Below are 24,731 nucleotides of genomic sequence, written 5' to 3' on the forward strand. Positions count from 1 at the left end.
CATGCAGTTGGAGCGGGAGGCAAGGGCGGGGAGCCTGCCAGGACGGGTAGGGTGCCGTCGAAGCGTTTCCCCTGGTGGAACAATGGTCTCCACTTGCCTGTCGGACGATTGGTATATATATCGGCAGAATGACTAACCATTCGTCCTCGCTGTCACATATTCCGATGGATGCGCTCAGCGAAGTCCTGCAAGACTTTCGCTTGAGTGGCGTCAATTATGGCCGCTGCGAGCTCCGGCATCCTTGGAGCATAGAATTTCCGCAACAATCGCTGCTTCGTTTTCACTTTGTCGGTCAGGGGCCATGCTGGGTCCATACCGAAGCGCAAGGCTGGCTGGAGTTGCGCGATGGCGATCTGGTGCTGCTGCCGCAAGGCATCGCCCATCGGCTGGCTAGCGCGCCGGACGTTGCAGGCGGCTCGCTCGATGATTGCCGGGTGACCAAGTTGGGGAGCAACGTCTGCGAAGTCGTACGGGAAGGCACGGGCGCGACAAGCACCCTTTTCTGCGGCTCAATGGCCTTGGGCGCCTGTGCGTTAAACCCGTTGATCGCGCTGATGCCGCCTATCATCAAGGGTTGCGATGTGGCCGGCAATGACCCGGTCGTTGGTCCTTTGCTGGCGGCCATGTCCGCGGAGGCCGCGCAACCGCAGATGGGCAGCGCCACCATCTTGTCGCGTATGGCGGACTTGCTGACAGCCCGGCTCATTCGCTGCTGGGTCAATTGCACGGGAGCTTCGACCACCGGTTGGCTCGCTGCCATCCGCGACCCCCATATTGGCCGCGCCCTGGCAGCCATGCACAGAGATCCCGGCCATAACTGGACGCTCGAAAGCCTCGCCAGCCTGGCAGGCCAATCGCGCTCGATTTTCGCCGAGCGCTTCAGCGCCGTATTGGGAGAAGGCGCGGCACGCTATCTCGCCCGTTTGCGCATGCAGCTTGCCCGCGAGTTGTTGGGGCAAAACGGTTTGTCGGTGGCCGAGGTTGCTACCCGCTTGGGCTATGATTCCGAGGCATCCTTCGCTCGCGCCTTCAAGCGCATCACCAATGTCTCCCCTGGCGTTGTGCGTCGCACAATTCCCGGACGAATAGACATGAATTTCGGATTTTGAGATGCATTTCATCCGAAAGGAGTCGTTTATGAAGATCTCCAAACTTTGGAGATGCTTCTGTGACAGACACAACATTACAGCTTGAAAACCCGGCGACAGACGTTGATGCGGCTGCGCAGGCCAAATGGGACGCAACCACCTGGTTCGCGGTCATTTCATTGGCCGCCACCAGCTTTGCTCTGGTGTCAGCCGAATTTCTGCCGGCAGGTCTGCTGACGCCACTGGCGCGCGATCTCGGTATCAGTGAAGGAACGGCCGGACAGGTTGTTACGGCCACAGCGTCCGTCGGCGCCGTGACGGCCATGTTGAGCAATGTTCTCATCGGCCGATTGAACCGCAAGGCAGTGCTGGTTGGTCTCAGCGCCTTGGCGGTCGGTTCCAACATTCTTGCGGCGCTGGCGACCGATTTCTGGTTGTTGTTGCTGGGTCGGGCCGGACTGGGGATCGCACTCAGCGCTTTCTGGGCACTCTCGGTCGCCGTCGTGGCGAGGTTGGTTGGCGCCAATGCGACTGGGCGGGGCATGGCTATCGTCACCCTCGGTGTTTCGCTCGCAACCATTGCCGCACCGTCGATGGGCGCGTTGATCAGCGACTGGCTGGGTTGGCGCAGCGCCATGGCCATGACAGCCGGGTTGGCCTTGCTTGCCATGCTACTGCAATTGCTTAGCCTGCCGTCTTTGCCGGCAGCGGCAAGCAATAGTCTTGCAGACGTCCTTCGGCTGACACGCCGGCGTGGCATTCAACTTGGTATGCTTGCTATCCTTCTGCTGATGACGGGGCATTTTGCCGGCTCGGTCTATGTGCGTCCCTTTCTCGAACATGTGACGCTCCTTGCAACCGGGCCAATTGCCCTGGCGTTGCTCGGATTTGGCATTGCCGCGGTGATCGGCAATATTGCCGGTGGCCGCATCGCCGACGCCAATATCCACGTGGCTCTCGTGGTTACCGCGGCATTGATGGCGTTTGCGGCGCTGGCATTGGTGCTTTGGGGCGTACACATTGGCGTTGCCTTTGGCTTCGTTACGCTGTGGGGCTTCGCCTTCGGCATGGCGCCGGTGGTGCTGCCGACAAATTTGTCTCGCGCAGCGCCGGACGCGCTGGAAGCGGCGGGCAGCCTGATGGTCGCCTCGTTTCAGGTCGCCATCACCGTCGGCGCTGTTGTCGGCGGCTATGTCGTGGACACCTATGGCCCTACCGCGCCTTTGACTGTGACTGCTATCCTTGCAGCATCGACAGCCGTATTGGCGCTGCTACAGCCGCGCAGCTGAACTTTGCCGCCGCTGACACGGTAGCCTGAATCCGGCCCGGGCAATGTTGCAGGCACGTTACACAAGTTGAGCCTCCGGTTGCGTTGCATCTTGCCACAATCGGAGGTTAAGCACGCTCGGCTTCGGCCATTGGGGGCGAGCGACGATCAAGTCGCGCCCTTTTGAGGAGAGATGACTGACATGAAGAAGTTTTTGCTTGTCGCCGTCGGCCTGGCGGTGCTTGCCGGTTCGGCTTGTTCCAAGGCGCCCGAGTGCACGGCGGAGATCGCGACCAAGAAGGCGCAGGACATGGCTGCCGCCCTGCAGGAGGCGATCACCGAGGACCCGTCCAAGGCGGCTGACCTGACGGCCAAGGTCCAGACGGTGACAACCAAGTATCAGGGCGCCACGACCCTGGCCGATGCCTGCAAGGCCTATGACGAGGTCACTGCCGCGATCAAGAGCTAAGCACTGATTCGACTGGTTCAAGCGAAGCGGCGGCCCCTTGGGTTGCCGCTTTTCCATGTTCAGGCAGGATAAGTTCGGTTCAGTTCGGCGCAATAGAGCCGACTTCGACGGCGTCGACGCGCTTCAGACTCATGCCGATCACCGGCACCAACTGGTCCTGGACGCGAACGGCAACGGTCACCGTCATCGAATTGTCGTCGGGAATGCGGGCCTGCATGACGCCGCGCAGCTGATTGCGGTTGATGGTGAAGACCACCTTGCGGGCATCGACGACATTGCCGCCGATGATGTCGAGCCCGGAACCGGCCGAGCCGCCCATGAAAGAACCCTTATAATCCCGACCCTTGCGCTCGATCTTGGCCGACATGGGCTGGGTGAACACGCCGACCCTGCAGCCGCCGTCAAGCGTCATGCCCATCTTGCCGTCGGGCGTGGAGCCGGTGAAGCTGCAGTTGAATTTCGTGCCCTTGTACTTGCCGGCGACGATTTCGCCCGGACCGACCCACTTGCCTTCGGCGGACTGGAAGAACTGCTTGTCCGGCTCCGCGGCGTTTGCCCCCGCGGCAAGTCCGGCGACTGCTGTGATCGCGACCGCCAGGGGCAGGATGCTGGACAGAACTACGCTTTTCATCGACGACACCCGGCAACAACGAGGCTGTTTGAAACCAGGCTGACCATGAACAAGATTGGTTAATGCTTCGTCACTGCCGGGTCTCGAAACCGCCATCCGCCAACCATCTCCGAACATCCTGGCGTTATTTGCCGGCGCCGGGCGTTTCGGTGTCTTTCTTCGCTGCAAACGAGGTCAGCGCGGAGAGGAAATCGCCCAGTCCCGGGCGCTTTGCGGCGCTGAAGGGCAGGGGCCGCGCCGTCTCCATCGCGGCGATGCCGATGCGCGCCGTCATCATGCCGTTGACGATGCCTTCGCCAAGCCTGGCCGAAAGGCGTGCCGCAAGGCCATGGCCGACGATCTGCTGGACGAAACTATCGCCGACGGCGATCGAACCGGTGACCGCCAGATGCGCCAGCACGCTGCGCGCCAGCCGGAAGAAACCGAGCGTTCCCGGCCGGCCGCCATAGAGTTCCGACAGGCGGCGGATGAGGCGTCCGGCCTCGAACACGACATAGGCGACATCGACCAGCGCGCGCGGACTGACCGCCGTCACCAGCGAGACGCGTTTGGCAGCCTCCAGAATCATCACCTTCGCCCTGATGTCGAGCGGACCGAGAATTTCCGCTTCGGCCAGGCGCACCAGGTTGGCGCCGTCGATGATCTCGCCGCGCAATTCGGCCAGCGCGCGCCGGCCGGCCGCGGTCTCGGGCTTGGCCGCGACAAAGGCGGAGAGCTCGTCGACAACCGATCGTGCCGCCTTGGGATCGTCGCGCGCAATCGCGTCGAGCGCCCGCTTCTGCAGCTTTTCGACCTCGGCGAGACGGGCGATCGCCAGGAATTCCCGGATCAGGATCACCGCAAGCGCCAGCACGGCGATTGCCGCGACGCCGGCGGCCAGCCAGCCAAGCCATTCGGCTCGTGCAAAAAGATCGCGTATCAGCTGGTCGGTCCACATGCCGATAGCCAGCGAGACCAGCACGCCAAGAGCGCCGAAGAAGACGCTGCCGAGCAGCGATTTTCTTCTCGGGGCGACCGCGGGCGGCTCGGCGGCAACGATGTCGGGTTCATCGAAGACGTCCACCTCGGCCGGTATGACCAGCGCCACGTCGGCCTTCATCGCGCGGGGTTTCCGCTGGGGTTCGGCGTGGGCACGGCGAGGCTCAGGCGTCTCTTGTCTTGACGCGGCTTCCGGCTCGATGCGGAACGCCGCCGGCTTGCGGGGCGAGGTCATGCCAGATGATCTCCGATCAGGAACTGCAAGGCACGGTCGAGCCTGATATGCGGCAGCGACAGCGTGACGCCTTCGGCGGTGCGTTCGAGCTTTGGTGGGCGGAAACGGACGAAGCGGATTGTCGGGTCCGCAGAGTTTTGCCTGTGGTCGGGCGCCGAAACATCGAAAACCGTATCGATTTTCTCCGGTAAGTCACCGGGAAATATAGCTGTTTCCGTCTTTCCGTCGAACGTCTCACCATTGATCCTCTCGCCGGCAATCGGCGTGCCGATGATGACCGGCAATGTCTCACGGCCTTGTTTGACGGTGCCTTCGCGCGTCGCGCGCATCGCCGCCATGGCGACCACGTCGACATCGGCACCAGTGAAATTCGCCCGCGCCACGGCACGGTCGGCCAGGCGCCGCACGATTGCCTGCAAGCGATCATGGCTTTCATGGTGCAGGTGATCGGCCTTGGTGGCGGCGACCAGTATGCGGTCGATGCGCCGGGCGAAAAGATCGGTGAGGAAGCTGCCCCGGCCGGGTCGGAAACAGCTTAGGATCTCGGTTACCGCGCGTTCCAGGTCGGCCATAGCACCGGGGCCGGCGTTCAGCGCCTGCATGGCGTCGATCAGAACGATCTGGCGATCGAGGCGGGCGATGTGCTCGCGGAAGAACGGTTTGACGACATGTGTCTTATAGGCCTCGTAGCGCCTTTCCATCATTGCATGCAGCGAGCCGTTGCGAGGACGCCTGTCGCCGAGGCCAACCAGCGGTGCGAAGGTCAGGGCAGGGGAACCTTCGAGATCGCCAGGCATCAGGAAGCGACCGGGCGGCAAGGTCGAAAGCGCCCGCTCGTCGAGCTTGCAGGCCTTGAGGTAGGCGGCGAAGCTTTCGGCCAGCCGGCGCGCCGTCATCTCGTCGGCGTCGGCGTTCGGGTCGATTTCGGTTGAGACGGCTCGCCAGGCCCGCGACAGGTCCTCGCGCACCGGCAACGCCGCCATTTCAATGGCTTCGCGGGAGAAATCGGCGAAGGACTTGCCGAGCAACGGCAGGTCGAGCAGCCATTCGCCGGGGTAGTCGACGATGTCGACCGACAGCTTGCCGGAAGAGAACATGCGGCTCCAGCCGGAAGCCGATTCATATTCGATGGTCAACCGCAATTCCGAGATGGCGCGGGTCGAATCCGGCCAGACGCGATCATTGACCAAGGCGGCGATGTGGTCCTCATACTGAAAGCGCGGCACGGCATCGTCCGGCTGCTGTTCCAGGAAAGCGCGCGCGATACGCCCTGATTTCTGCGCCTCGAACAACGGCAGGCGCCCGCCGTGGATCAAATTGTGGACAAAGGCCGAGATGAAGACGGTCTTGCCGGCGCGGGAAAGGCCCGTGACACCCAATCGCAGCGATGGCGAAAAAAGCCCCGTGGCGCGCCCGGAGAGCGTGTCGAGAGCAATTCTTGCTTCGTCGGTGAAGGTGGTCAGCGATGATGCCAAAACATGCTCTCTCGGGCTTCGGTCCGTCCGATATAGGCTCTGGAGCCCGGCTTTGAAATGGCGCCGGGAATTGACATCAGAGATCGGCCGGCGTCAGGAAGGCTTCGAGATAGCCGGTGCCCTGGGAGGCCTTCGCCAGATCGCCTTCGAATCGGATGACGGCCAGGCCAGCGGTCGGAAAGCCGTGATTGAGCATGGCCCGCGCCGTCTCGTCGCCGTCGCCCGAAACCGCCATGGCGAGATCCTCCGTCATCGGATTGTGGCCGATGACCAGCAATGAACCGGGTCCGCCGTGGTCGCGGATGAGGCGGAGATAGCCGCCGGCGTCTTCACTGTAGAGCGTGTCGAAGAACAGCACCTTGCCTGTGTCGGTCTCCCCGGCCAAGCCTTCGAGCGTCTCCTTGGCGCGTCTGGCATTGGAGCACAGCGTCAGGTCCGGCACATAGACGCGTGAGCGCATGGCCGCTCCCATCCTCTCGGCTTCGGCGCGGCCGGATGCATCGAGCGGGCGATCGAAATCACGCATGCCGGGCAGCGCCCAACCGGCCCTGGCGTGTCTCAGAAGATAAAGCCTGCTCACCCAACCTCCAACGACGACCAGGGCCGAAACCGCCCGGCGATTAGCCACGAGAACTGGTTCGCGCACAATGGTTCTTGCTCCCGAGAGCCTCGAATCATGGACGCCGGCGAGAAAAGAGGTAATCGCGCAGGGATGCGCAAATTCCGACCGTCTTTTGCAAAGCACGGCTCGCAGCATCACAAGATTTGGCGTGTAGGGACTTGGCCGCGTCCCTTTAAACAGCCCCGCGGCCGCAGATTAACAATTGCGTGACCCGGCGGCTAATTGCGCTTGTGCGGGCGTCGGACCGCGAATATATAGGCGCGGAATTTGGGGCTGTTTGGGTGAGTCGAATGAACGATGCCGTTACCGCCGATTACGTACCCTCCGAAGACGAGCCGTTCATGAACGAGCGGCAGAAATCTTACTTCCGCCTGAAGCTCGTCACCTGGAAGAGCGACATATTGCGCGAAGCGCGCGAAACCCTCGAAATCCTGCAGCAGGAAAACGCCAACCATCCCGATCTCGCCGATCGCGCCTCTTCGGAAACAGACCGCGCCATCGAGCTCAGGGCCCGCGACCGTCAGCGGAAACTTATCGCAAAGATCGATTCGGCGCTGCAGCGCATCGACGAAGGCACCTACGGCTATTGCGAGGAAACCGGCGAGCCGATCGCGCTGAAGCGGCTCGATGCCCGTCCGATCGCTACCTTGTCGATCGAAGCGCAGGAGCGGCATGAACGCCGCGAAAAAGTCTATCGCGACGACTGACGCGTCGTTTCTGGCTCGCGTTCAAGCCGGTTGCAGCGATATTGGTATCAAAATGGCCGGTTTCCCCGGCCATTTTTGCGTGACGCATCGATCCACGCGCGGAAATCACATTCGCCGAATTCGAACTGTTTGGCGCCGAATTTGAACTGTCCGGCACTGAATTCGAACTGTCTGGGTGAGGCGGCTCCCGAACCGATCATCTCTTCTGGCTGGAGAGTTCGCCCAGAAGCCTGGTCATCTCATCGTCGAGCGATGGCGGCGTCTTGGCCGCCGGGCTGTTTGCCGGACCGCCGGAATGGTTTTGGTCCAGTGAAACCTCGAGTTCCTGCATCAGCGCGTCGTCGACGCTGTCCTGCTTGGGCGTCGGCGGCGGCGTGTGCCTTACGGAATTGGCGTTGGCGGAGCCATAGGCAGGCAACGGCGTGACACTCGTCGGCTGATAGCTGTGCGGCGCGGGCTTCGGGGCCGGCGCCGGCGGCGGTGCCGCAGGGCGCGGGCGTGCAGGCGGCGGCGCCGCGTTCACCGGTTGTGGAGCCGGCGCCTGTCTTGCCGGCGCCGGAGCAGGCTGAGGCGCACGCGGCCTTGCCGCCGGGGCGGCTGCGGCCGGAACGGGCTGCAAGCCGCTGTCTCCGGTCAGTGCCGGACGGCGCGGCGCGGCAAGACGGATATCGCGTTCGACGACGACGTCCGTCGGGCCGCCGATCAGAAGCAGGTGTTCGATATCGTCGCGGCGCACCAGCACCAGCCGGCGATGGCTATCGACGGCGGTGGCGTCCATGACCGCCAGGCGTGTCTTGCGGTTCCTGCCGCCGGCGACAAAGGTGCCGAAAGTCAGGTTGCGGACGAGCTTGACGATGACGAGAACGATGACCAGCAGGATCAGCGCGGCGAAGGTCCACAGGAGCGCCGCGGCATAACCGGGACCAGCTACGCTATCCAGCCATTGCAGCATTGGTTCCCCCTGATCGGTTTGGAAAGAGAGGCGACACTAGACCGTTGCGGCGTGCGACCGCAAGTTGCCTTTCACGCTTCGTGAACAGCTTGAAACACTCGAAGGCCGGCAGACATCATTTTTATCTGACATTTGCCACGCGGGCCTTTTCCGGACCGGGAGAATATGATTCAACCCGGTTGGGGTGGGTGCCGGCGCAATTGGGGCGAGTGCCAGAACACCGGACTTCACGAGCAGGGGGCACATGGCCAAGGAAGTGCGCGGCGATTTCTATCCGGTACCGATCGTCGATCAGAACACGCGACCGGGCGCGGTCACCCGGCTCATCATCTTCATCATCGTCCTGACAGGGGCCGCGGTCGTCTTCGGCATTTTCCGCGAGCGCCTCGGCGATCCTTTCCTGCTCGGCATGCTCGGCGTGCTGGCGATGATCGGCGTCGGCTTCCTGTTCGCGACCGCGATCGGCTTCGTGCAGATCACGCCTCGCTCGACCGGTGACGAATTGTCGAAGGCATTCGTCGATTCGATGTCGCAGGGCCTCCTCGTCACGGATACCAAGGGGCGCGTCGTCTACGCCAACCGCGCCTATGCCGACATGACCGGAGCCTCTTCGGCCGCCGACCTGAAGACGGTCGAAGGCCTGCTTTCGGACGTGCCTGAAGCCTCGGTGACCATCTACCGGCTGGCATCCGGCCTGCGCGACGGCCAGCCAGGCGACGGCGAGTTCCGGCTGGCGCAATCCATCCGGCCCGGGGCCGAACCGGGCGCCCGCTGGTATCGCGCCCGTGCCCGCGCCTTCAACATTCCGGGCCAACGCCTGCCGATGCTGGCTTGGCAGCTCGCCGATATTTCGCAGGAGCGGGCCGAACAGGAGCGCTTCTTCCTCGATTTGCAGAAAGCCATCGATCACCTCGATCACGCTCCGGCTGGCTTCTTTTCCGCCGACCAGGACGGCCGCGTCACCTATATCAACGCCACGCTCGCCGAATGGCTGGGCATCGATCTCGCCAGCTTCACGCCAGGCGCCGTGACCTTGCCGGATATCGTCGCCGGCGACGGCATGGCGCTGGTGCGCTCGGTCAAGGCCGATCCCGGCACGACCCGCAACGCGGTCATCGATCTCGACCTGACGACGATGACGGGCGAGGCGCTGCCGGTGCGCTTCATGCACCGCGTTTCGGCCAGCCGCGAAGGCATTGGCGGCCCGACGCGCACGATCGTGCTCAATCGCACGCAAGGCGAGGATGCCTCGGCCGATCTGCGCGCCTCGGAGGTGCGCTTCACCCGCTTCTTCAATTCGACGCCGATGGCGATCGCCGGCGTCGATGCCAGCGGGCGCATCCTGCGCACCAACGCGCCGTTCCTGTCGCTGTTTTCCTCGGTCGTCGACCGGGATGCCGTGGATCGCCGCGTGCGGCTCGATACGGTGATCCATGAACGCGACCGGCCGGCCTTTGCCGCGGCATTCGAAAAGGCACGGCAGCGGCAGGCCGATATAGAGCCGATCGACACGCTGCTGCCAGGCAATGAAGAGCGGCACATCCGTTTCTATGTCAACGCCGTTGCCGACGGCACCGGCGGCGAGGGCGCCGAGGAGTCGGCCATCGTCTACGCCGTCGACACGACCGAACAGAAAGCGCTTGAGGGCCAGATGGCCCAGAGCCAGAAAATGCAGGCGGTCGGCCAGCTTGCCGGCGGCATCGCCCATGATTTCAACAATGTGCTGACCGCCATCATCATGGCGTCGGACCTGCTTTTGACCAACCACCGGCCGTCGGACCCGTCCTTCCCCGACATCATGAACATCAAGCAGAACGCCAACCGGGCGGCGTCGCTGGTGCGGCAATTGCTGGCCTTCTCGCGCAAGCAGACGCTACGGCCGGAAGTGCTCAACCTGACCGACGTGCTCGCCGATCTCAGGATGCTGCTTGCCCGCCTGGTCGGCAACGACATCAAGCTGAAGATCGACCATGGACGCGACCTGTGGCCGGTCAAGGTCGATATCGGGCAGTTCGAGCAGGTGGTGGTCAACCTGGCGGTCAATGCGCGCGACGCGATGCCGGCCGGCGGCGATCTCACCGTGCGCACCCGCAACGTGACCGCCGAGGAGTGCAAGACCTTTCCCTACCGCGAACTCGCCGCGGCAGACTATGTCGTGGCCGAGGTCGAGGATACCGGAAGCGGTATCGCGCCGGACGTGCTGAAGAAGATATTCGAGCCGTTCTTCACCACCAAGGAAGTCGGCAAGGGCACGGGCCTTGGCCTGTCCATGGTCTACGGCATCATCAAGCAGACCGGCGGCTTCATTTTCTGCGATTCCGAGGTCGGCAAGGGGACCGTTTTCCGCATCTTCCTGCCGCGTCACATCGCTGAGGCGAAAAAGGCCAGCGAAGCCGGTGAAGCGCCGGCCGCGGCGCCGGTCAAGCCGGCCGATACCGCCAAGGACCTGTCCGGGTCGGCCACGGTGCTGTTGGTCGAGGATGAGGATGCCGTGCGCATGGGCGGCATGCGGGCACTCACCTCGCGCGGCTATACCGTGCACGAGGCATCCTCGGGCGTCGAGGCGCTGGAAGTGTTCGAAGCGCTCGGCGGCAAGGTCGATATCGTCGTTTCGGACGTGGTGATGCCGGAAATGGACGGGCCGACGCTGCTCGGCGAACTGCGCAAGCGCCAGCCCGACATCAAATTCGTTTTCGTGTCCGGCTATGCCGAGGACGCATTCGCCAGGAACCTCCCTGCGGACGCGCATTTCGGCTTCCTGCCGAAGCCGTTTTCGCTCAAGCAGCTGGCGACCATCGTCAAGGATGTGCTTGAATCTTAGAAATCGCTGATCAGGCCGTTTCCCGCTTCGACGCCATCGGCCTACCATGCCCGGCCGATGGCTGCGCAGGTCGTGCGCTTACGATCGTGTCGCTGGCGATCCCGCCGGGCAGACGAGGTCTAGTGCCTCTTTTTCTCTCGGCGTCTCAGTTCTTCGTACAAGTCGAGGCGGTGAAGGCGCCGTCGGGCTGCTTCATGATGATGTCGAAGGAGGGCGGGTTCTGGCCATCCAATGTTGCCTGGGTCAGCGAGAGCGAGTTGCCGCCGGTGGTATAGCCGCCGAGCGGTCCCAGCCATGAGATCACGCCGTTTGCGTCCATCTGGTAGTTGTAACCCTGCCGTGCCGCCCCAAACGTGACCGGGCCGCTATAGACATTTCCCTTGATGGTGATGTCGCCGAGACTGAGGAACATGCCGAGCAAGTAGACTTCGCAGTGATAGGTGCCGTCGGGCATCTTTCCGTCACTGAAGTCGGCGCGTGCATCGCCGGTCGCTGTCGTCGGAAGCAGGATGCCAAGAGCAATGCGGGCAATAGAAAGGCGGGAAATCCAGGATGCCATGACGTCGTCCGGTTGAACGGCGAGCTTGCCCTATTTCTGTGCCCTGCCGCAACATTTGTCATTTGCGACCCGAGGAGTCGGGTCAAAATCTAGGCACCGGAAAAATTTGTACGAAAATTAGGCACAAGCGGTGTGCGCTGCGCAAATTTCCCGCAATCGATTCTCGACCGGACCTCTTTGTTTATGTGTTGCTAATATGCAAGCCTTTGATTGCGTTCGATTATCCACCTCGAAGACACGTTGGATCGGCAGTTGGCATGGGGGTTGCTTCGTATTGTTGCGATGCAATCAACCAGTTTGGGAGTGTTAGGCATGAGGGGTAATTTCTTGACAATAACAAAAATGTTTTCGGCTGGCGTGGTCGCCGCCAGCCTGATGGTGTCCGCTCCCGCGAAGGCGGCCGAGGACACGATCAAGGTCGGCATCCTCCATTCGCTGTCGGGGACCATGGCGATTTCGGAGACGACGCTGAAGGACGCCATGCTGATGCTCATCGACGAGCAGAACGCCAAGGGCGGCTTGCTCGGCAAGAAGCTCGAAGCCGTCGTCGTCGATCCGGCTTCCAACTGGCCGCTATTCGCCGAAAAGGCGCGCGAGCTGATCTCCAAGGACAAGGTAGCGGCCGTGTTCGGCTGCTGGACCTCGGTGTCGCGCAAATCGGTGCTGCCGGTGTTCTCCGAACTCGACAACATCCTGTTCTATCCCGTCCAGTATGAGGGCGAGGAAAGCGAGCGCAACGTGTTCTACACCGGCGCGGCGCCGAACCAGCAAGCCATCCCGGCCGTCGACTATCTGATGAGCGAGGACGGCGGTTCGGTGAAGCGTTGGGTGCTCGAGGGCACCGACTACGTCTATCCGCGCACCACCAACAAGATCCTCGAAGCCTACCTGAAGGCCAAGGGCGTCGCGGCCGAGGATATCCAGGTCAACTACACGCCGTTCGGCTTCTCCGACTGGCAGACCGAAGTCTCGGCAATCAAGAAGTTCGGCTCGGCCGGCAAGAAGACCGCCGTCGTCTCGACGGTCAACGGCGACGCCAATGTGCCGTTCTACAAGGAACTCGGCAACCAGGGCATCAAGGCCGAGGACATCCCCGTCATGGCGTTCTCGGTCGGCGAGGAAGAGCTTGCCGGTCTCGACACCGCGCCGCTGGTCGGCCATCTCGCCGCCTGGAACTATTTCGAGAGCATCGATACGCCCGAGAACAAGAAGTTCATCGCCGACTGGCACAAGTTCATCAAGAACGACAAGCGCACCACCAACGATCCGATGGAAGCCCACTATATCGGCTTCAACATGTGGGTGAAGGCAGTCGAGAAGGCCGGCACCACCGATCCGGACAAGGTCATCGATGCGATGGTCGGCGTTTCCGTGCCGAACCTGACCGGCGGCTATTCGACCATGATGCCGAACCACCACATCACCAAGCCGGTGCTGATCGGTGAAATCCAGGCCGACGGCCAGTTCGAGACGGTTTCGCGCACGCCGGGCCTGGTGATGGGCGATGAGTGGTCCGACTATCTGCCCGATTCCAAGGACCTGATCTCCGATTGGCGCGCGCCTTTGTCCTGCGGCAACTTCAATGTCGCCACCGGCAAGTGCGGCGGCAAAGGCACGAACTGATCCTCCCGGTCTGACCGGGCCGTGGCCGCAACGCCACGGCCCGGGACCGCAAGCGCTTCGGGCGGGCTTCCTCCTCCAAGCCCGCCCGGGCGCGAAATCAACAGCCCCGGAGCTACCCGAAGCCGATGACATCGATCCGCATGATTGGCCTGATGCTGGTGTTGCTGCTGGCGACACTTTTGCCGTCGAATGCCAATGAAGCCGATCTGCGCGCCATCGTCGCCAAGTTCGCCACGGCCACCGGGTTTTCCGCCACGGGAGCCGTGGTTCACGAACTGGCCGCCACCGGCGATCCCGCCGTCGAACGGCCGCTATCGGCGCTTGCCGACGGCAACCTCTATGTCCGCAAGGCGGATTCCCTGGTGTTCGTCGGCAAGGAAGCCGGCGAAAGCGTCGAGCTTTTCGACCCGCTGAGCGGCGGAGCGTCCGGCGAAGCGGCTAAGGACGGTATCACCAAGATCAAGGTCAACAACACTTTGCGGCGCGTCATCCGCGACGCGCTGGGCACGCTGACGCTCGGCGCCAAGGATCCGGCCGCGCGCATCGCCGCCGCCGATACAATGTTCAAGACGCCGGATGCCTCAAACATCGAGCCGCTCGACACGGCGATCGCCAACGAGACGGTCGCGAGCGTCAAGGCCTTGCTCGAACAGGCCCGTGCCGCTTCCGTGCTGGTCTCCGACCGGCCGGACGCAGACAAACTCGCCGCGGTGGCGCTGATCGGCGCAAGGGGCGACCGCGACGCGGTTTCGCTGCTCACCTCGGTCGAGGCGAACGCTTCCGACGTGGTCAAGGAAGCGGCGACCGCGGCCATTCGAAACATCAATTCGACGCTGGCATTCTGGGATGCCGGCCAGAACATCTGGTACGGCATTTCGCTCGGCTCGGTGCTGCTGCTTGCCGCTATCGGCCTTGCCATCACCTTCGGCGTCATGGGCGTGATCAACATGGCGCATGGCGAGATGGTCATGCTTGGCGCCTACACGACCTTCGTCGTCCAGCAGGTGATCCGCACTTCCTTTCCAGGCTTGTTCGACTGGTCGCTGGTCATCGCGCTGCCGCTGGCCTTCCTGGTCTCAGCCCTGGTTGGTCTCATCATCGAGCGCGGCGTCATCCGTTTTCTCTACGGACGCCCATTGGAAACGCTGCTGGCGACATGGGGCGTCTCGCTGATCCTGCAGCAGGCCGTGCGCAGCATTTTTGGGCCGACCAACCAGGAGGTCGGCAATCCCTCCTGGATGTCGGGTTCGTTCGACGTCGGCCAGTTGGCCATCACCTGGAACCGTCTCTGGATACTGGTCTTCGCGCTCAGTGTCTTCGCCGTGCTGCTCTATGTGATGAAGCGCACGCCCTGGGGCCTGCAGATGCGCGCCGTCACCGCCAACCGGCGCATGGCCGCGTCGATGGGCATCAGGACGCCCTGGGTCGACGCGCTGACCTTCGCGCTCGGATCCGGCATTGCCGGCATCGCCGGCGTCGCGCTCAGCCAGATCGACAACGTCTCGCCCAATCTCGGCCGCAGCTACATCATCGATAGCTTCATGGTCGTCGTCTTCGGCGGTGTCGGCAATCTGTGGGGCACGCTGGTCGGCGCCTTCTCGCTCGGCATCGTCAACAAATTCCTCGAGCCCTATGCCGGCGCCGTGCTCGGCAAGATCGTCGTGCTGGTTTTGATCATCCTGTTCATCCAGAAGCGCCCGCGCGGCCTGTTCGCGCTCAAGGGCAGGGCGGTGGAAGCATGATGTCAGGACGCTTCTTCGCCGCCGGCGCGGACCGCCGCATCGCCATCACCATCCTCATCCTGCTGGCGGCGGCCATCATCGTGCCGCTGCTCAACCTGGCCATTTCGCCGGCCAGCGCGTTCTATATCCCCGCCTACATCGTGGCGCTGACCGGCAAGTATCTCTGCTATGCGTTGCTGGCGCTGGCGCTCGACCTCGTCTGGGGCTATTGCGGCATTCTTTCGCTCGGCCACGGCGCCTTCTTCGCGCTCGGCGGCTATGCGATGGGCATGTATCTGATGCGCCAGATCGGCTCGCGCGGCGTCTATGGCAATCCGATTCTGCCAGATTTCATGGTGTTCCTGAACTACAAGCAATTGCCATGGTTCTGGACCGGTTTCGACCACTTCTGGTTCGCCGCGATCATGGTGCTTGCGGTGCCGGGCCTGCTCGCCTTCGTCTTTGGCTGGTTCGCCTTCCGCAGCCGCGTCACCGGCGTCTATCTCTCGATCATCACCCAGGCGATGACCTATGCGCTGCTGCTGGCCTTTTTCCGCAACGACATGGGGTTCGGCGGCAATAATGGCCTGACCGATTTCAAGGATATATTGGGCTTCAACGTACAGGCAGATGCGACGCGTTCGGCCCTGTTCGCCGCCAGCGCGGTGATGCTGGCACTCGCGGTCTTCATCACCTGGGCGATCGTCGGTTCGAAATACGGCAAGCTGCTTATGGCCGTGCGTGACGCCGAGAGCCGCACACGCTTCCTCGGCTGGCGGGCGGAGAATGTGAAACTGTTCGCCTTCACCGTCTCGGCCGTCATGGCCGGCATTGCCGGCGCGCTTTACGTGCCGCAGGTCGGCATCATCAATCCGGGCGAGTTCGAACCGTCCAATTCGATCGAGGTGGTGATCTGGGCTGCCGTCGGTGGACGCGGCACCATTGTCGGGCCGATTGTCGGCGCGCTGCTGGTCAATGCCGGCAAATCCTGGTTCACCGGCGTGCTGCCGGAATTCTGGCTGTTTGCACTGGGCGGCATGTTCGTCGCCGTCACGCTGTTCCTGCCGAAGGGCATCATCGGCATGTGGGATTCCTGGCGCGGCAACGCCAGGGCGTTGCGTGCGGCTTCGCCGGCCGAGGAGGCTGGCACCGATCCTGAGATGCCGCCGCCGCCGCGGAAGATCGTTCGCAGCGCGGCGACAAAGCCGGGTGAATGGTCTTCGTCCAGCCCCGAACCGCAGCCGGCGGAGTGAGCGACCATGTCGAAGTCGAACACCATCCTTTATCTCGACGGCGTCTCGGTTTCTTTCGATGGCTTCCGCGCCATCAACAATTTGTCGCTGGTGCTCGACAAGGGTGAGATGCGCGCCATCATCGGTCCCAACGGCGCCGGCAAGACGACGATGATGGACATCGTTACCGGCAAGACGCGGCCCGACGAGGGCGAAGTGTTCTTCGACGGTCAGGTGGATCTCACCAAGCATGACGAGGCCGAGATCGCCATGATGGGCATCGGCCGCAAATTCCAGAAGCCGACCGTGTTCGAAAGCCACACGATCGAGGAAAACCTGATGCTGGCACTGAAGGGGCCGCGCTCGATTTTCCCGGCGCTGTTCCACCGCCGCTCGGCCGCGGAGGCGCGGCAGATCGACGACATTCTCGGCATCATCCGGCTCGGCGACAAGCGCGAAGAAATGGCCGCCAATCTCAGCCATGGCCAGAAGCAGTGGCTCGAGATCGGCATGCTGCTCGCGCAGGATCCGAAGCTGCTGCTGGTCGACGAGCCGGTCGCCGGCATGACCGATGCCGAAACCGAGGAAACGGCGCGGCTGCTCAAGGATATAGCGCGCGACCATTCGGTCATCGTCGTCGAGCATGACATGCATTTCGTGCGCGAGCTCGGCGTCAAGGTCACCTGCCTGCATGAGGGCTCGGTGCTGTCCGAAGGCACACTCGATTTCGTTTCGGCCGACGAGCGCGTCGTTGAAGTCTATCTGGGGAGATGAGCATGGTCTGGCGGGTTCAATTCCATCGCTTCGATCTGTCTTTTCTCAGGTTCTGGAGAAGGCGCTGACATGCTCGAAGTTTCCGATGCCACGCTCCACTACGGCGCCGCCCAGGCACTGCGCGGCGTGTCGCTGAAGGCGGGTGCCGGCAAGATAACTTGCGTGCTCGGCCGCAACGGCGTCGGCAAGACCAGTTTGATGAGATCGATCGTCGGCCATCACCGGCTGACGAGCGGAAGCGTTGCCTTCGAGGGGAAGGCGCTCGACCGGAGCGCGGCGTATGACCGCGCCCGGTCGGGCATCGCATTCGTGCCGCAGGGCAGGGAGATTTTTCCCTTGCTCACTGTACGCGAGAACCTGGAATCGGGCTTCGCGCCCTTGAAGCGCGTCGACCGCAACGTGCCGGCGCATGTGTTCGAGCTGTTTCCCGTGCTGAAGCAGATGCTGGGCCGCCGCGGCGGCGATCTTTCCGGCGGCCAGCAACAGCAGCTCGCGATCGGCAGGGCGCTGGTGATGCGGCCGAAGCTGCTGGTGCTCGACGAGCCGACGGAAGGAATACAGCCGTCTGTTATCAAGGACATAGGCCGCGCCATCCGCTATCTGCGCGACCAGGCCGGCATTGCCGTGCTTTTGGTCGAGCAATATCTGGATTTCTGCCGCGAGCTCGCCGACGAGGTCAACATCATGGACCGCGGCCTGATCGTCCATACCGGGCCGGCGGAAGATCTGGACCGTGCCGATGTCAGGAAATTCCTGACGGTGTAGAATCGGCGCTGGGCTTCAGGTGAATCCGAAGTCGTTGGCACAATATTTCCGACCCAACCATCTGCGTCTCTGGTGCACCCGGAGCTGCATGCTAATCTTTTCCTGGCTTTTGTGAGTCGGCCGCTTCCGTATCAGTCTGGTTTATCGCAGATCGAGGGACGCGGGCCCGGGCGGGCAAGTTCCGCGCAAGCATGCATTCCTAGCTTCCCTCTGCGATCTCTGTCGTTCAACGCGTTTGGGCACACAGGCTAAGGGACAGCCATGGAACGTTACGTCGAGGACTACCAGAAACGGCGGCTCACGGAGCGCGTCGACATCATCACCGCCATCAACATCCTGAGATCGCAAGGGTACGACCGCGACGAACTGATCGAGGAAATCACCAAGGTCTTTTACGTCGATCTCGATACCTTCAATGAAATCGTCTTGGCGGCATAAAAGCCGCCCTCGTTGCTCTCGACCACAGGCGCGGCATTGCTATGTCACTGCCAGAATTCGTGATGGTTCAGCGCGGGGCGTAGATGCGAAGCATGGTGCCATTGTCGTAAGCGGCTGTCACGACAACGTCTAGCATCAGCTTGCGCGCCGGAATGGAGAGACGCGGTTGCGGCCACCGCGCTTGGCGGCATAGAGCGCCTTGTCGGCGGCGCTGAGCACCTTGTCGAAGCTGAGGCCTTCCTTGCTGCCGAAGGCATACCCGGCGCTGACCGTGCATGTCAGGGATCCCGCTTCGGTTTCGACGCGGCGCGCCGCGAACGAGGTCCGTATGGCTTCGGCGGTATTCTCCACCGTTTCGGGCAAGGTCCGCTTCAACACAAGCGCGAATTCCTCCCCGCCCATGCGTGCGGCAATGTCGGCCGGGCGAAGATTGCAGGCGAGCTCCCTGGCGAACACTCGCAGCACCTCGTCGCCAGTTGCGTGGCCGAATTCGTCGTTGATGGCCTTGAAACTGTCGAGGTCGAACACGACTACCGCGGTGAAGGCGCCGACCGGAGAATCGCCGAAAAGGTCGAACAGCGCACGGCGGTTGAGCAGGCCGGTCAACGGATCGGTCAGGGCGTTGCGGCGGTGATGTCTGGCCAGGCGGCCCTGGTTGAGGGCCAGCGACAGCGCGCCGATGCCCGTCATCGAGGCAATGACGACGACAAGGCTCAAATCCTCGGCCCAGTTGCTCGGCGCATGGCCGAGGATCAGCTTGCCGTCCCAGGCCAGGACAGCGGCGCACAGCAGGAAAGATAGGGCGGTGGCGGAATAGAGGGCCGCGGCACCGATCGTCAGGGCAGGGGCCTCGGCGCGGCCTTTCCAGTATTCGGTGGCCGTGGCGAACAGAAGCAGCGCGGCGAACAGATTCTCGAACATGAAGCCGAGCCCGTCATAGCCAAGCGCCATCGGCGGCAGCGCCACCGCAAGCGAAATGCCGCTGCCGATCAGGATCCTGGGGATTGGCGAGCCGCCGCTTCTGAACTGGTAGGAGGCACCAAGCATCATCGAGAAGCTGACCAGCAGCAGAGCGAAGGTGGCCATGCCGAGGATGCGCCCGGGCGTGTCGATGTAGGCGTCGTAGGTGAAGATATCGCAGACCACCAGCAATGCGCTGATCGCCCATGTCAGCAGGAATTTGTCGGTGCGCGCGGTCAGCCACGTTCCGAACAACGTCAGGCTCAGGCAGGCAGCGGAAAAACCAACTGCCAGCAGAAGTGAGTTGTAGTCGAGCGACATGCCCCTCGTCCTTGCCCGCGGCCGCCTCTGCAACCTAGCGTGGCGGGATTCATGACGTAAGGAAGTATCGATAAGGTTACGATGGAGGCGAAGACGCCGAGATTGCGCTGCCTTAGAGGACTATCGTCGACAACAGCAGGATGGCGCCGATCGCCATCATTAGCAGTCCCGGCCAATTCTGTGATAGGCCGAGGAAACCGAGGCCCCGCCGGCGTGGCTCGAGCGTCGGTCCCGGCGTTGCGAGGTTTGGCATAGGTCGATCCGAAGTTACAGGTGCGGGATCGCTGAGCCGTCCGCGCTTGAGGGCCGCGCCCGCCATGTACACAACGCCGGCGACGATGAGCAACGCTCCGATAAGGATGACAGCCATCCTTTCCTCGCTTTTCTCGGGTTCTCCCGATCAGCATTAGCTCCGGGGGAACCCACTCCGCCAAAACGGTCATGACGCCCCTGAGGTTCCGACAGAGGCTGCTGACGCAGGTACCTAGAAGATGGTTATAGCCACAAGGCCTGCAGCTTAGGCCGTCACCCGCTTCATCAATGCCATTGCCCCGAACGGCGCGCGCACCTTGCCTTCGGTGATGAAGTAGACGAACACGTCGCGCGGCTGGACCGGCGCATCGGTGCTTGGATCGGCGCGCGGCAGGTCGGCCGGCACCTTGCCCTCCGCCCAGACCTTTGCACGCGCGGCCCATTCGTCGAGGCCCTTTGGCGTGTAGCAGTCGGGATTATCGTCACTGCCGGTCTGCAACCGGGCGTAGATGAAATCGCCGGTGATATCGGCGATCGCAGGATATTTGGCGTGATCGGCATAGACGATCGCCGCCTTGTATTTGCGCGCGAGCGCGGCGAATTCCGGCACGACAAAGCTGTCGTTGCGTACTTCGAGCGCATGGCGTAGCGCGACGCCGTCCTGCTTTTCCGGCAACAGTTTCAAAAAAGCCTCGAAATCGTCCGCATCGAATTTCTTGGTCGGCGCGAACTGCCACAGGATCGGCCCGAGCTTTTCGCCGAGTGCGGCGATGCCGGAGCCGAGGAAGCGCATCATCGACTCGCCGGCCTCACCAAGCACACGCCGGTTGGTGACGAAGCGGTTGCCCTTCAGCGAATAGACGAAACCATCCGGCGCCTCGTTCGCCCATTTGACGAAGGTCGGCTCCTTGAAACTGGAATAATAGGTGCCGTTGACCTCGATGCTCGGCACCTGCCGAGTGGCATATTGCAGTTGCTTCGCCTTGGAGAGTTTTTCGGGATAGAAGGACGTATCCCACGGCTCGAAGGTCCAGCCGCCCATGCCGGCGCGGATTGTTCCCGATTTGCTCATTGTCGTCCTCCCGATTCAAAAGCCTGGCCGAATTCAGAAAAATCAGGCCATCGTGATTTCGTCGACGGCTTTGGCCATATCGACGAGCACCCATCCCGGCCGGTAGGGATTGGGCCGGCGACCCGTTTCGTGAAAACCATAGGCCAGATTAAGCGCGATATTCCGCTCCATCCTTGCATTGGTGTAGAGCCGCACTTCCGGCAGGCGCCACAGACGGGTCTGTTCATCGGCAAATTTCAACAGCGCGATGCCGAATCCCTTGCCTTGGAAGCCAGGCGCCGCGGCGACTGAGAAAATCATCGCGTGGTCTTTTTGCCGCTCCAAGACGATCAGGCCGGCCAGGTCGCCGCCGCTCTCCAGCAACCAGACCTCGCCGCGTTCGATGCGCGGCGCATAGTCTTCGGTGACCGGGACCGGCGGCGCCCCGAGCAAGGCGGTGTAGGGCGCATAGGCGGCTTCCGTCAGCGAGACGATAGCCTGGAGATCACCGGCAAGCGCTCTTCGGATTGTCATTCAAAAGCTCTCCAGGCGCCAAGCGGGCCGCCCATCACTCCGCCGCTTCGCGCTTGCCTCCGGGGCGCCGCTCCAGCAATTCCTTGAGGAACTGGCCGGTGTAGCTGCGCTTTTCGCGCACGATCGCTTCCGGCGTCCCGGAGGCGACGAGTTCGCCGCCGCCGTCGCCGCCTTCGGGGCCGAGGTCGAGCACCCAGTCGGCGGTTTTTATCACTTCGAGATTGTGCTCGATGACGACCACCGTGTTGCCCTGGTCGACCAGCTCGTGCAGCACTTCCAAAAGCTTGGCGACGTCGTGGAAATGTAGGCCGGTGGTCGGCTCGTCGAGGATGTAGAGCGTCTTGCCGGTCGCCTTGCGCGACAGTTCCTTGGCGAGCTTGATGCGCTGCGCCTCGCCGCCCGACAGCGTCGTCGCCTGCTGGCCGATATGGATATAGCCGAGGCCGACCTGCTTCAGCGTGTCGAGCTTGTCGCGCACGCCGGGCACCGCGGCGAAGAAATCGACGCCTTCCTCGACGGTCATGTCGAGCACATCGGCGATCGACTTGCCCTTGAACAGCACGTCGAGCGTCTCACGGTTGTAGCGCTTGCCGTGGCAGACGTCGCAGGTGACGTAGACGTCGGGCAGGAAGTGCATCTCGATCTTGATGACGCCGTCGCCCTGGCAGGCCTCGCAGCGGCCACCCTTGACGTTGAAGGAAAAGCGCCCCGGCTGATAACCGCGCGCCTTCGCTTCCGGCAGGCCCGCGAACCAGTCGCGGATGGGCGTGAAGGCACCGGTATAGGTGGCCGGGTTCGAACGCGGCGTGCGGCCGATCGGTGACTGGTCGATGTCGATGACCTTGTCGAGGAATTCGAGGCCCTCGATGCGGTCATGCTCGGCCGGATGCTCGCGCGAGCCCATGATGCGGCGCGAGGCCGCCTTGAACAGCGTCTCGATCAGGAAGGTCGACTTGCCGCCGCCCGACACGCCGGTGACGGCGGTGAAGGTGCCGAGCGGGATTTCGGCGGTGACGTTCTTCAAATTGTTGCCGCGCGCGCCGACGATCTTCAGCCGCCGGTTCTTCTTCGCCTCGCGCCGCACGCCGGGCGTCGCCACTTCCAGTTCGCCCGACAGGTATTTGCCGGTGATCGAATTGGAGTTAGCCATGACCTGCTGCGGCGTGCCCTGGGCGATGATCTCACCGCCGTGGATGCCTGCGGCGGGCCCCATGTCGACGACATAGTCGGCATGCAGGATGGCGTCCTCGTCATGCTCGACGACGATCACCGTGTTGCCGATGTCGCGCAGGTGCTTCAGCGTATCGAGAAGGCGCGCATTGTCACGCTGGTGCAAGCCGATCGACGGCTCGTCCAGCACATAGAGCACGCCGGTGAGGCCGGAGCCGATCTGCGAGGCAAGCCGGATGCGCTGGCTCTCGCCGCCCGACAGCGTGCCGGAATTGCGCGACAGCGTCAGATAGTCGAGCCCGACATCGTTGAGGAAGCGCAGCCGTTCGCGGATTTCCTTCAGCACACGGACCGCGATCTCGTTCTGCTTGTCGTTGAGCTGTGCCGGCAGGTCGGTGAACCACTGGTCGGCGTTGCGGATCGACTGTTCGGTGACCTCGCCGATGTGCTTGCCGGCGATTTTCACCGCCAGCGACTCGGGCTTCAGCCGATAGCCCTTGCAGGCCGGGCAAGGCGTGGCCGACATGAAGCGCTCGATCTCCTCGCGCATCCAGGCGGATTCGGTCTCTTTCCAGCGCCGCTCGAGATTGGGAATGACGCCCTCGAAAGTCTTGGTCGTCTTGTAGGAGCGCAGGCCGTCATCATACTGGAACGTGATCTCGCGCTCGCCGGTGCCGCGCAGGATCGCCTCCTGGGCCTCGACGCTCAAATCCCTGAACTTGTCGCCGAGCTTGAAGCCGTAGGCCTTGCCCAGCGCCTCAAGCGTCTGCACGTAATAGGGCGAGGTCGATTTCGCCCATGGGCTGACGGCGCCGTCGCGCAGCGACACGTTCTCATCCGGTACGACGAGATTGGGATCGATGGCGCGCTGGCTGCCGAGACCGTCGCAGGTCGGGCAGGCGCCGAACGGGTTGTTGAACGAGAACAGCCTGGGCTCGATCTCCGGAATGGTGAAGCCGGACACCGGGCAAGCGAATTTTTCGGAGAACAGGATGCGCTCATGCGTCTCGTTCTTCGACTTGTTGACCGAATCCTCGCCGGTCTGGCTGGCGTCGAGCGGCTTGTCGGCGAACTCGGCCACCGCCAGCCCTTCGGCGAGCTTCAGCGCGGTCTCGATGGAGTCGGCAAGCCGGGTGGCGAGATCGCCGCGCACGACGATGCGGTCGACGACGACGTCGAGGTCGTGCTTGTACTTCTTGTCCAGCGCCGGCACGTCGGCGATCTCGTAGAAGACGCCGTCGACCTTGACGCGCTGAAATCCCTTCTTCTGCAGCTCCAGCAATTCCTTGCGGTACTCGCCTTTGCGGCCGCGCACGATCGGCGCCAGGATGAACAGGCGCGTGCCTTCCTCGACCGCCAGCACCCGGTCGACCATCTGCGAAACCGTCTGGCTTTCGATCGGCAGGCCGGTGGCCGGCGAATAGGGCACACCGACACGCGCGAACAGAAGCCGCATATAGTCGTAGATCTCGGTGACGGTGCCGACCGTCGAACGCGGGTTCTTGGACGTGGTCTTCTGTTCGATGGAGATGGCTGGCGACAGGCCGTCGATCTGGTCGACGTCCGGCTTTTGCATCATTTCGAGGAATTGCCGGGCATAGGCCGACAGGCTTTCGACATAGCGGCGCTGGCCTTCGGCATAGATGGTGTCGAAGGCGAGCGACGACTTGCCGGAGCCCGACAGGCCGGTCATGACGATCAGGCTGTCGCGCGGCAGGTCGAGATCGACGTTCTTGAGATTGTGTTCGCGCGCCCCGCGAATGGAAAGAAATTTATGGTCGGCCATAGCCGGTCGCCGCCTCAGATCTGGAATTCGTGGGATTGGCGGGCTTTTCCCGGCCATCCCTTATGTAGGTTTTTTTGCCGCCACGTCGAGAGACGCCACAACTCCCGACAGAAGCGTTTAACCGTCTTTCGCGCGAAGGGGCAAGCAGAAAGAACAAAGGCCGAACATGCTCCTGACAAAAGCTGTGCATGGAGCCCTGGTGCATGAGGTTCGATCACATTTTTTAATCAGCCTATTTGAACGGTTGACGTCCCCGACAGAGGGGGGCAGACTCCAGACGTCAACCGAAGCCGGCCGTCT

21 protein-coding genes are annotated in these 24,731 nt (G+C 62.8%); 11 read left to right on the forward strand and 10 right to left on the reverse strand.

Translation table 11 applies throughout. From position 1 onward, the window contains the following. Nucleotides 1-128: 128 nt before the first annotated feature. The 3 genes from NKJ26_RS00290 (at nt 129) to NKJ26_RS00300 (ending at nt 2,824) form a co-directional block, all read left to right on the forward strand. A complete protein-coding gene (locus NKJ26_RS00290; RefSeq protein ID WP_352692863.1) occupies nt 129-1,109 on the forward strand; it encodes an AraC family transcriptional regulator in 981 nt (326 codons plus the stop codon). 59 nt (nt 1,110-1,168) lie between these two features. Continuing rightward, on the forward strand, nt 1,169-2,377 hold the full coding sequence (locus NKJ26_RS00295) for an MFS transporter (protein ID WP_352692865.1): 1,209 nt from the start codon (nt 1,169-1,171) through the stop codon (nt 2,375-2,377). A gap of 180 nt (nt 2,378-2,557) precedes the next feature. Continuing rightward, nucleotides 2,558-2,824, forward strand: coding sequence for a hypothetical protein (locus NKJ26_RS00300; protein WP_352692867.1), 267 nt, complete (start codon nt 2,558-2,560; stop codon nt 2,822-2,824). 79 nt (nt 2,825-2,903) lie between these two features. On the opposite strand, the gene NKJ26_RS00305 is transcribed toward NKJ26_RS00300, so the two are convergent. The 4 genes from NKJ26_RS00305 to NKJ26_RS00320 all read right to left on the reverse strand — a co-directional run bounded on the left by NKJ26_RS00305 (nt 2,904) and on the right by NKJ26_RS00320 (nt 6,723). Continuing rightward, on the reverse strand, nt 2,904-3,455 hold the full coding sequence (locus NKJ26_RS00305) for a hypothetical protein (RefSeq protein ID WP_352692869.1): 552 nt from the start codon (nt 3,453-3,455) through the stop codon (nt 2,904-2,906). 124 nt (nt 3,456-3,579) lie between these two features. Continuing rightward, entirely contained in the window at nt 3,580-4,668 is a 1,089-nt protein-coding gene (locus NKJ26_RS00310) for a YcjF family protein (RefSeq protein ID WP_352599195.1), read from the reverse strand. Further along, nucleotides 4,665-6,143: a YcjX family GTP-binding protein gene (locus NKJ26_RS00315; protein ID WP_352599197.1), complete on the reverse strand. Its 1,479-nt coding sequence runs from the start codon at nt 6,141-6,143 to the stop codon at nt 4,665-4,667. Before NKJ26_RS00315 ends, NKJ26_RS00310 begins: the two co-directional genes overlap by 4 nt. Before the next feature lie 76 nt (nt 6,144-6,219). Continuing rightward, nucleotides 6,220-6,723: a SixA phosphatase family protein gene (locus NKJ26_RS00320; protein WP_352599199.1), complete on the reverse strand. Its 504-nt coding sequence runs from the start codon at nt 6,721-6,723 to the stop codon at nt 6,220-6,222. A 332-nt stretch (nt 6,724-7,055) separates the two neighbouring features. Here NKJ26_RS00320 and dksA point away from each other — a divergent pair, with 332 nt between their 5' ends. Beyond that, on the forward strand, nt 7,056-7,472 hold the full coding sequence (dksA, locus tag NKJ26_RS00325) for an RNA polymerase-binding protein DksA (protein WP_352599201.1): 417 nt from the start codon (nt 7,056-7,058) through the stop codon (nt 7,470-7,472). Between the two features lie 196 nt (nt 7,473-7,668). On the opposite strand, the gene NKJ26_RS00330 is transcribed toward dksA, so the two are convergent. Beyond that, nucleotides 7,669-8,421 carry a hypothetical protein gene (locus tag NKJ26_RS00330; RefSeq protein WP_502903072.1) on the reverse strand — a complete coding sequence of 251 codons (753 nt, stop codon included), beginning with the start codon at nt 8,419-8,421 and terminating at the stop codon, nt 7,669-7,671. Nucleotides 8,422-8,668: 247 nt separating this feature from the next. Between NKJ26_RS00330 and cckA the strand changes: the two genes are divergently transcribed. Next, a complete protein-coding gene (cckA, locus tag NKJ26_RS00335) occupies nt 8,669-11,245 on the forward strand; it encodes a cell cycle histidine kinase CckA (protein WP_352692874.1) in 2,577 nt (858 codons plus the stop codon). 145 nt (nt 11,246-11,390) lie between these two features. Here cckA and NKJ26_RS00340 read toward each other — a convergent pair whose 3' ends face one another. Then, nucleotides 11,391-11,804 (reverse strand): hypothetical protein, encoded by a 414-nt coding sequence (locus NKJ26_RS00340; protein WP_352599207.1) that lies wholly within the window; start codon nt 11,802-11,804, stop codon nt 11,391-11,393. 312 nt (nt 11,805-12,116) lie between these two features. Between NKJ26_RS00340 and urtA the strand changes: the two genes are divergently transcribed. The 6 genes from urtA (at nt 12,117) to NKJ26_RS00370 (ending at nt 18,357) form a co-directional block, all read left to right on the forward strand. Continuing rightward, nucleotides 12,117-13,427, forward strand: a complete 1,311-nt coding sequence (gene urtA, locus NKJ26_RS00345; RefSeq protein ID WP_352599209.1) for an urea ABC transporter substrate-binding protein — start codon at nt 12,117-12,119, stop codon at nt 13,425-13,427. A gap of 125 nt (nt 13,428-13,552) precedes the next feature. Beyond that, nucleotides 13,553-15,169: an urea ABC transporter permease subunit UrtB gene (gene urtB, locus NKJ26_RS00350; RefSeq protein ID WP_352692876.1), complete on the forward strand. Its 1,617-nt coding sequence runs from the start codon at nt 13,553-13,555 to the stop codon at nt 15,167-15,169. After that, the gene (gene urtC / locus NKJ26_RS00355) at nt 15,166-16,401 is read left to right on the forward strand and encodes an urea ABC transporter permease subunit UrtC (RefSeq protein WP_352692878.1); all 1,236 of its coding nucleotides are present in this window, start codon (nt 15,166-15,168) and stop codon (nt 16,399-16,401) included. Before urtB ends, urtC begins: the two co-directional genes overlap by 4 nt. A 6-nt stretch (nt 16,402-16,407) precedes the next feature. Next, a complete protein-coding gene (gene urtD / locus NKJ26_RS00360) occupies nt 16,408-17,154 on the forward strand; it encodes an urea ABC transporter ATP-binding protein UrtD (protein WP_352599216.1) in 747 nt (248 codons plus the stop codon). Nucleotides 17,155-17,223: 69 nt separating this feature from the next. Next, on the forward strand, nt 17,224-17,919 hold the full coding sequence (gene urtE / locus NKJ26_RS00365) for an urea ABC transporter ATP-binding subunit UrtE (RefSeq protein ID WP_352692880.1): 696 nt from the start codon (nt 17,224-17,226) through the stop codon (nt 17,917-17,919). 261 nt (nt 17,920-18,180) lie between these two features. Next, entirely contained in the window at nt 18,181-18,357 is a 177-nt protein-coding gene (locus NKJ26_RS00370) for a hypothetical protein (RefSeq protein WP_352599220.1), read from the forward strand. Between the two features lie 135 nt (nt 18,358-18,492). Here NKJ26_RS00370 and NKJ26_RS00375 read toward each other — a convergent pair whose 3' ends face one another. From NKJ26_RS00375 to uvrA, 4 genes are all read right to left on the reverse strand, one after another. Then, nucleotides 18,493-19,638: a GGDEF domain-containing protein gene (locus NKJ26_RS00375; RefSeq protein ID WP_352692883.1), complete on the reverse strand. Its 1,146-nt coding sequence runs from the start codon at nt 19,636-19,638 to the stop codon at nt 18,493-18,495. A gap of 517 nt (nt 19,639-20,155) precedes the next feature. After that, a complete protein-coding gene (locus NKJ26_RS00385; RefSeq protein WP_352692886.1) occupies nt 20,156-20,962 on the reverse strand; it encodes a DUF72 domain-containing protein in 807 nt (268 codons plus the stop codon). Nucleotides 20,963-21,004: 42 nt separating this feature from the next. After that, entirely contained in the window at nt 21,005-21,475 is a 471-nt protein-coding gene (locus NKJ26_RS00390; protein ID WP_352692888.1) for a GNAT family N-acetyltransferase, read from the reverse strand. A gap of 34 nt (nt 21,476-21,509) precedes the next feature. After that, nucleotides 21,510-24,431 carry an excinuclease ABC subunit UvrA gene (gene uvrA / locus NKJ26_RS00395; RefSeq protein WP_352692890.1) on the reverse strand — a complete coding sequence of 974 codons (2,922 nt, stop codon included), beginning with the start codon at nt 24,429-24,431 and terminating at the stop codon, nt 21,510-21,512. Between the last annotated feature and the right edge of the window lie 300 nt (nt 24,432-24,731).

Source organism: Mesorhizobium sp. M0152, assembly GCF_040322415.1.
GTDB lineage: Bacteria > Pseudomonadota > Alphaproteobacteria > Rhizobiales > Rhizobiaceae > Mesorhizobium.

Excerpts from the sequence above, each read along its gene's own strand:
- NKJ26_RS00290 (WP_352692863.1), top strand. The coding sequence starts at position 129 with ATGACTAACCATTCGTCCTCGCTGTCACATATTCCGATGGATGCGCTC.
- NKJ26_RS00300 (WP_352692867.1), top strand. The coding sequence starts at position 2,558 with ATGAAGAAGTTTTTGCTTGTCGCCGTCGGCCTGGCGGTGCTTGCCGGT.
- NKJ26_RS00305 (WP_352692869.1), bottom strand. The coding sequence starts at position 3,455 with ATGAAAAGCGTAGTTCTGTCCAGCATCCTGCCCCTGGCGGTCGCGATC.
- NKJ26_RS00310 (WP_352599195.1), bottom strand. The coding sequence starts at position 4,668 with ATGACCTCGCCCCGCAAGCCGGCGGCGTTCCGCATCGAGCCGGAAGCC.
- dksA (WP_352599201.1), top strand. The coding sequence starts at position 7,056 with ATGAACGATGCCGTTACCGCCGATTACGTACCCTCCGAAGACGAGCCG.
- cckA (WP_352692874.1), top strand. The coding sequence starts at position 8,669 with ATGGCCAAGGAAGTGCGCGGCGATTTCTATCCGGTACCGATCGTCGAT.
- NKJ26_RS00340 (WP_352599207.1), bottom strand. The coding sequence starts at position 11,804 with ATGGCATCCTGGATTTCCCGCCTTTCTATTGCCCGCATTGCTCTTGGC.
- urtA (WP_352599209.1), top strand. The coding sequence starts at position 12,117 with ATGAGGGGTAATTTCTTGACAATAACAAAAATGTTTTCGGCTGGCGTG.
- urtB (WP_352692876.1), top strand. The coding sequence starts at position 13,553 with ATGACATCGATCCGCATGATTGGCCTGATGCTGGTGTTGCTGCTGGCG.
- urtC (WP_352692878.1), top strand. The coding sequence starts at position 15,166 with ATGATGTCAGGACGCTTCTTCGCCGCCGGCGCGGACCGCCGCATCGCC.
- urtD (WP_352599216.1), top strand. The coding sequence starts at position 16,408 with ATGTCGAAGTCGAACACCATCCTTTATCTCGACGGCGTCTCGGTTTCT.
- urtE (WP_352692880.1), top strand. The coding sequence starts at position 17,224 with ATGCTCGAAGTTTCCGATGCCACGCTCCACTACGGCGCCGCCCAGGCA.
- NKJ26_RS00370 (WP_352599220.1), top strand. The coding sequence starts at position 18,181 with ATGGAACGTTACGTCGAGGACTACCAGAAACGGCGGCTCACGGAGCGC.
- NKJ26_RS00375 (WP_352692883.1), bottom strand. The coding sequence starts at position 19,638 with ATGTCGCTCGACTACAACTCACTTCTGCTGGCAGTTGGTTTTTCCGCT.
- NKJ26_RS00385 (WP_352692886.1), bottom strand. The coding sequence starts at position 20,962 with ATGAGCAAATCGGGAACAATCCGCGCCGGCATGGGCGGCTGGACCTTC.
- NKJ26_RS00390 (WP_352692888.1), bottom strand. The coding sequence starts at position 21,475 with ATGACAATCCGAAGAGCGCTTGCCGGTGATCTCCAGGCTATCGTCTCG.
- uvrA (WP_352692890.1), bottom strand. The coding sequence starts at position 24,431 with ATGGCCGACCATAAATTTCTTTCCATTCGCGGGGCGCGCGAACACAAT.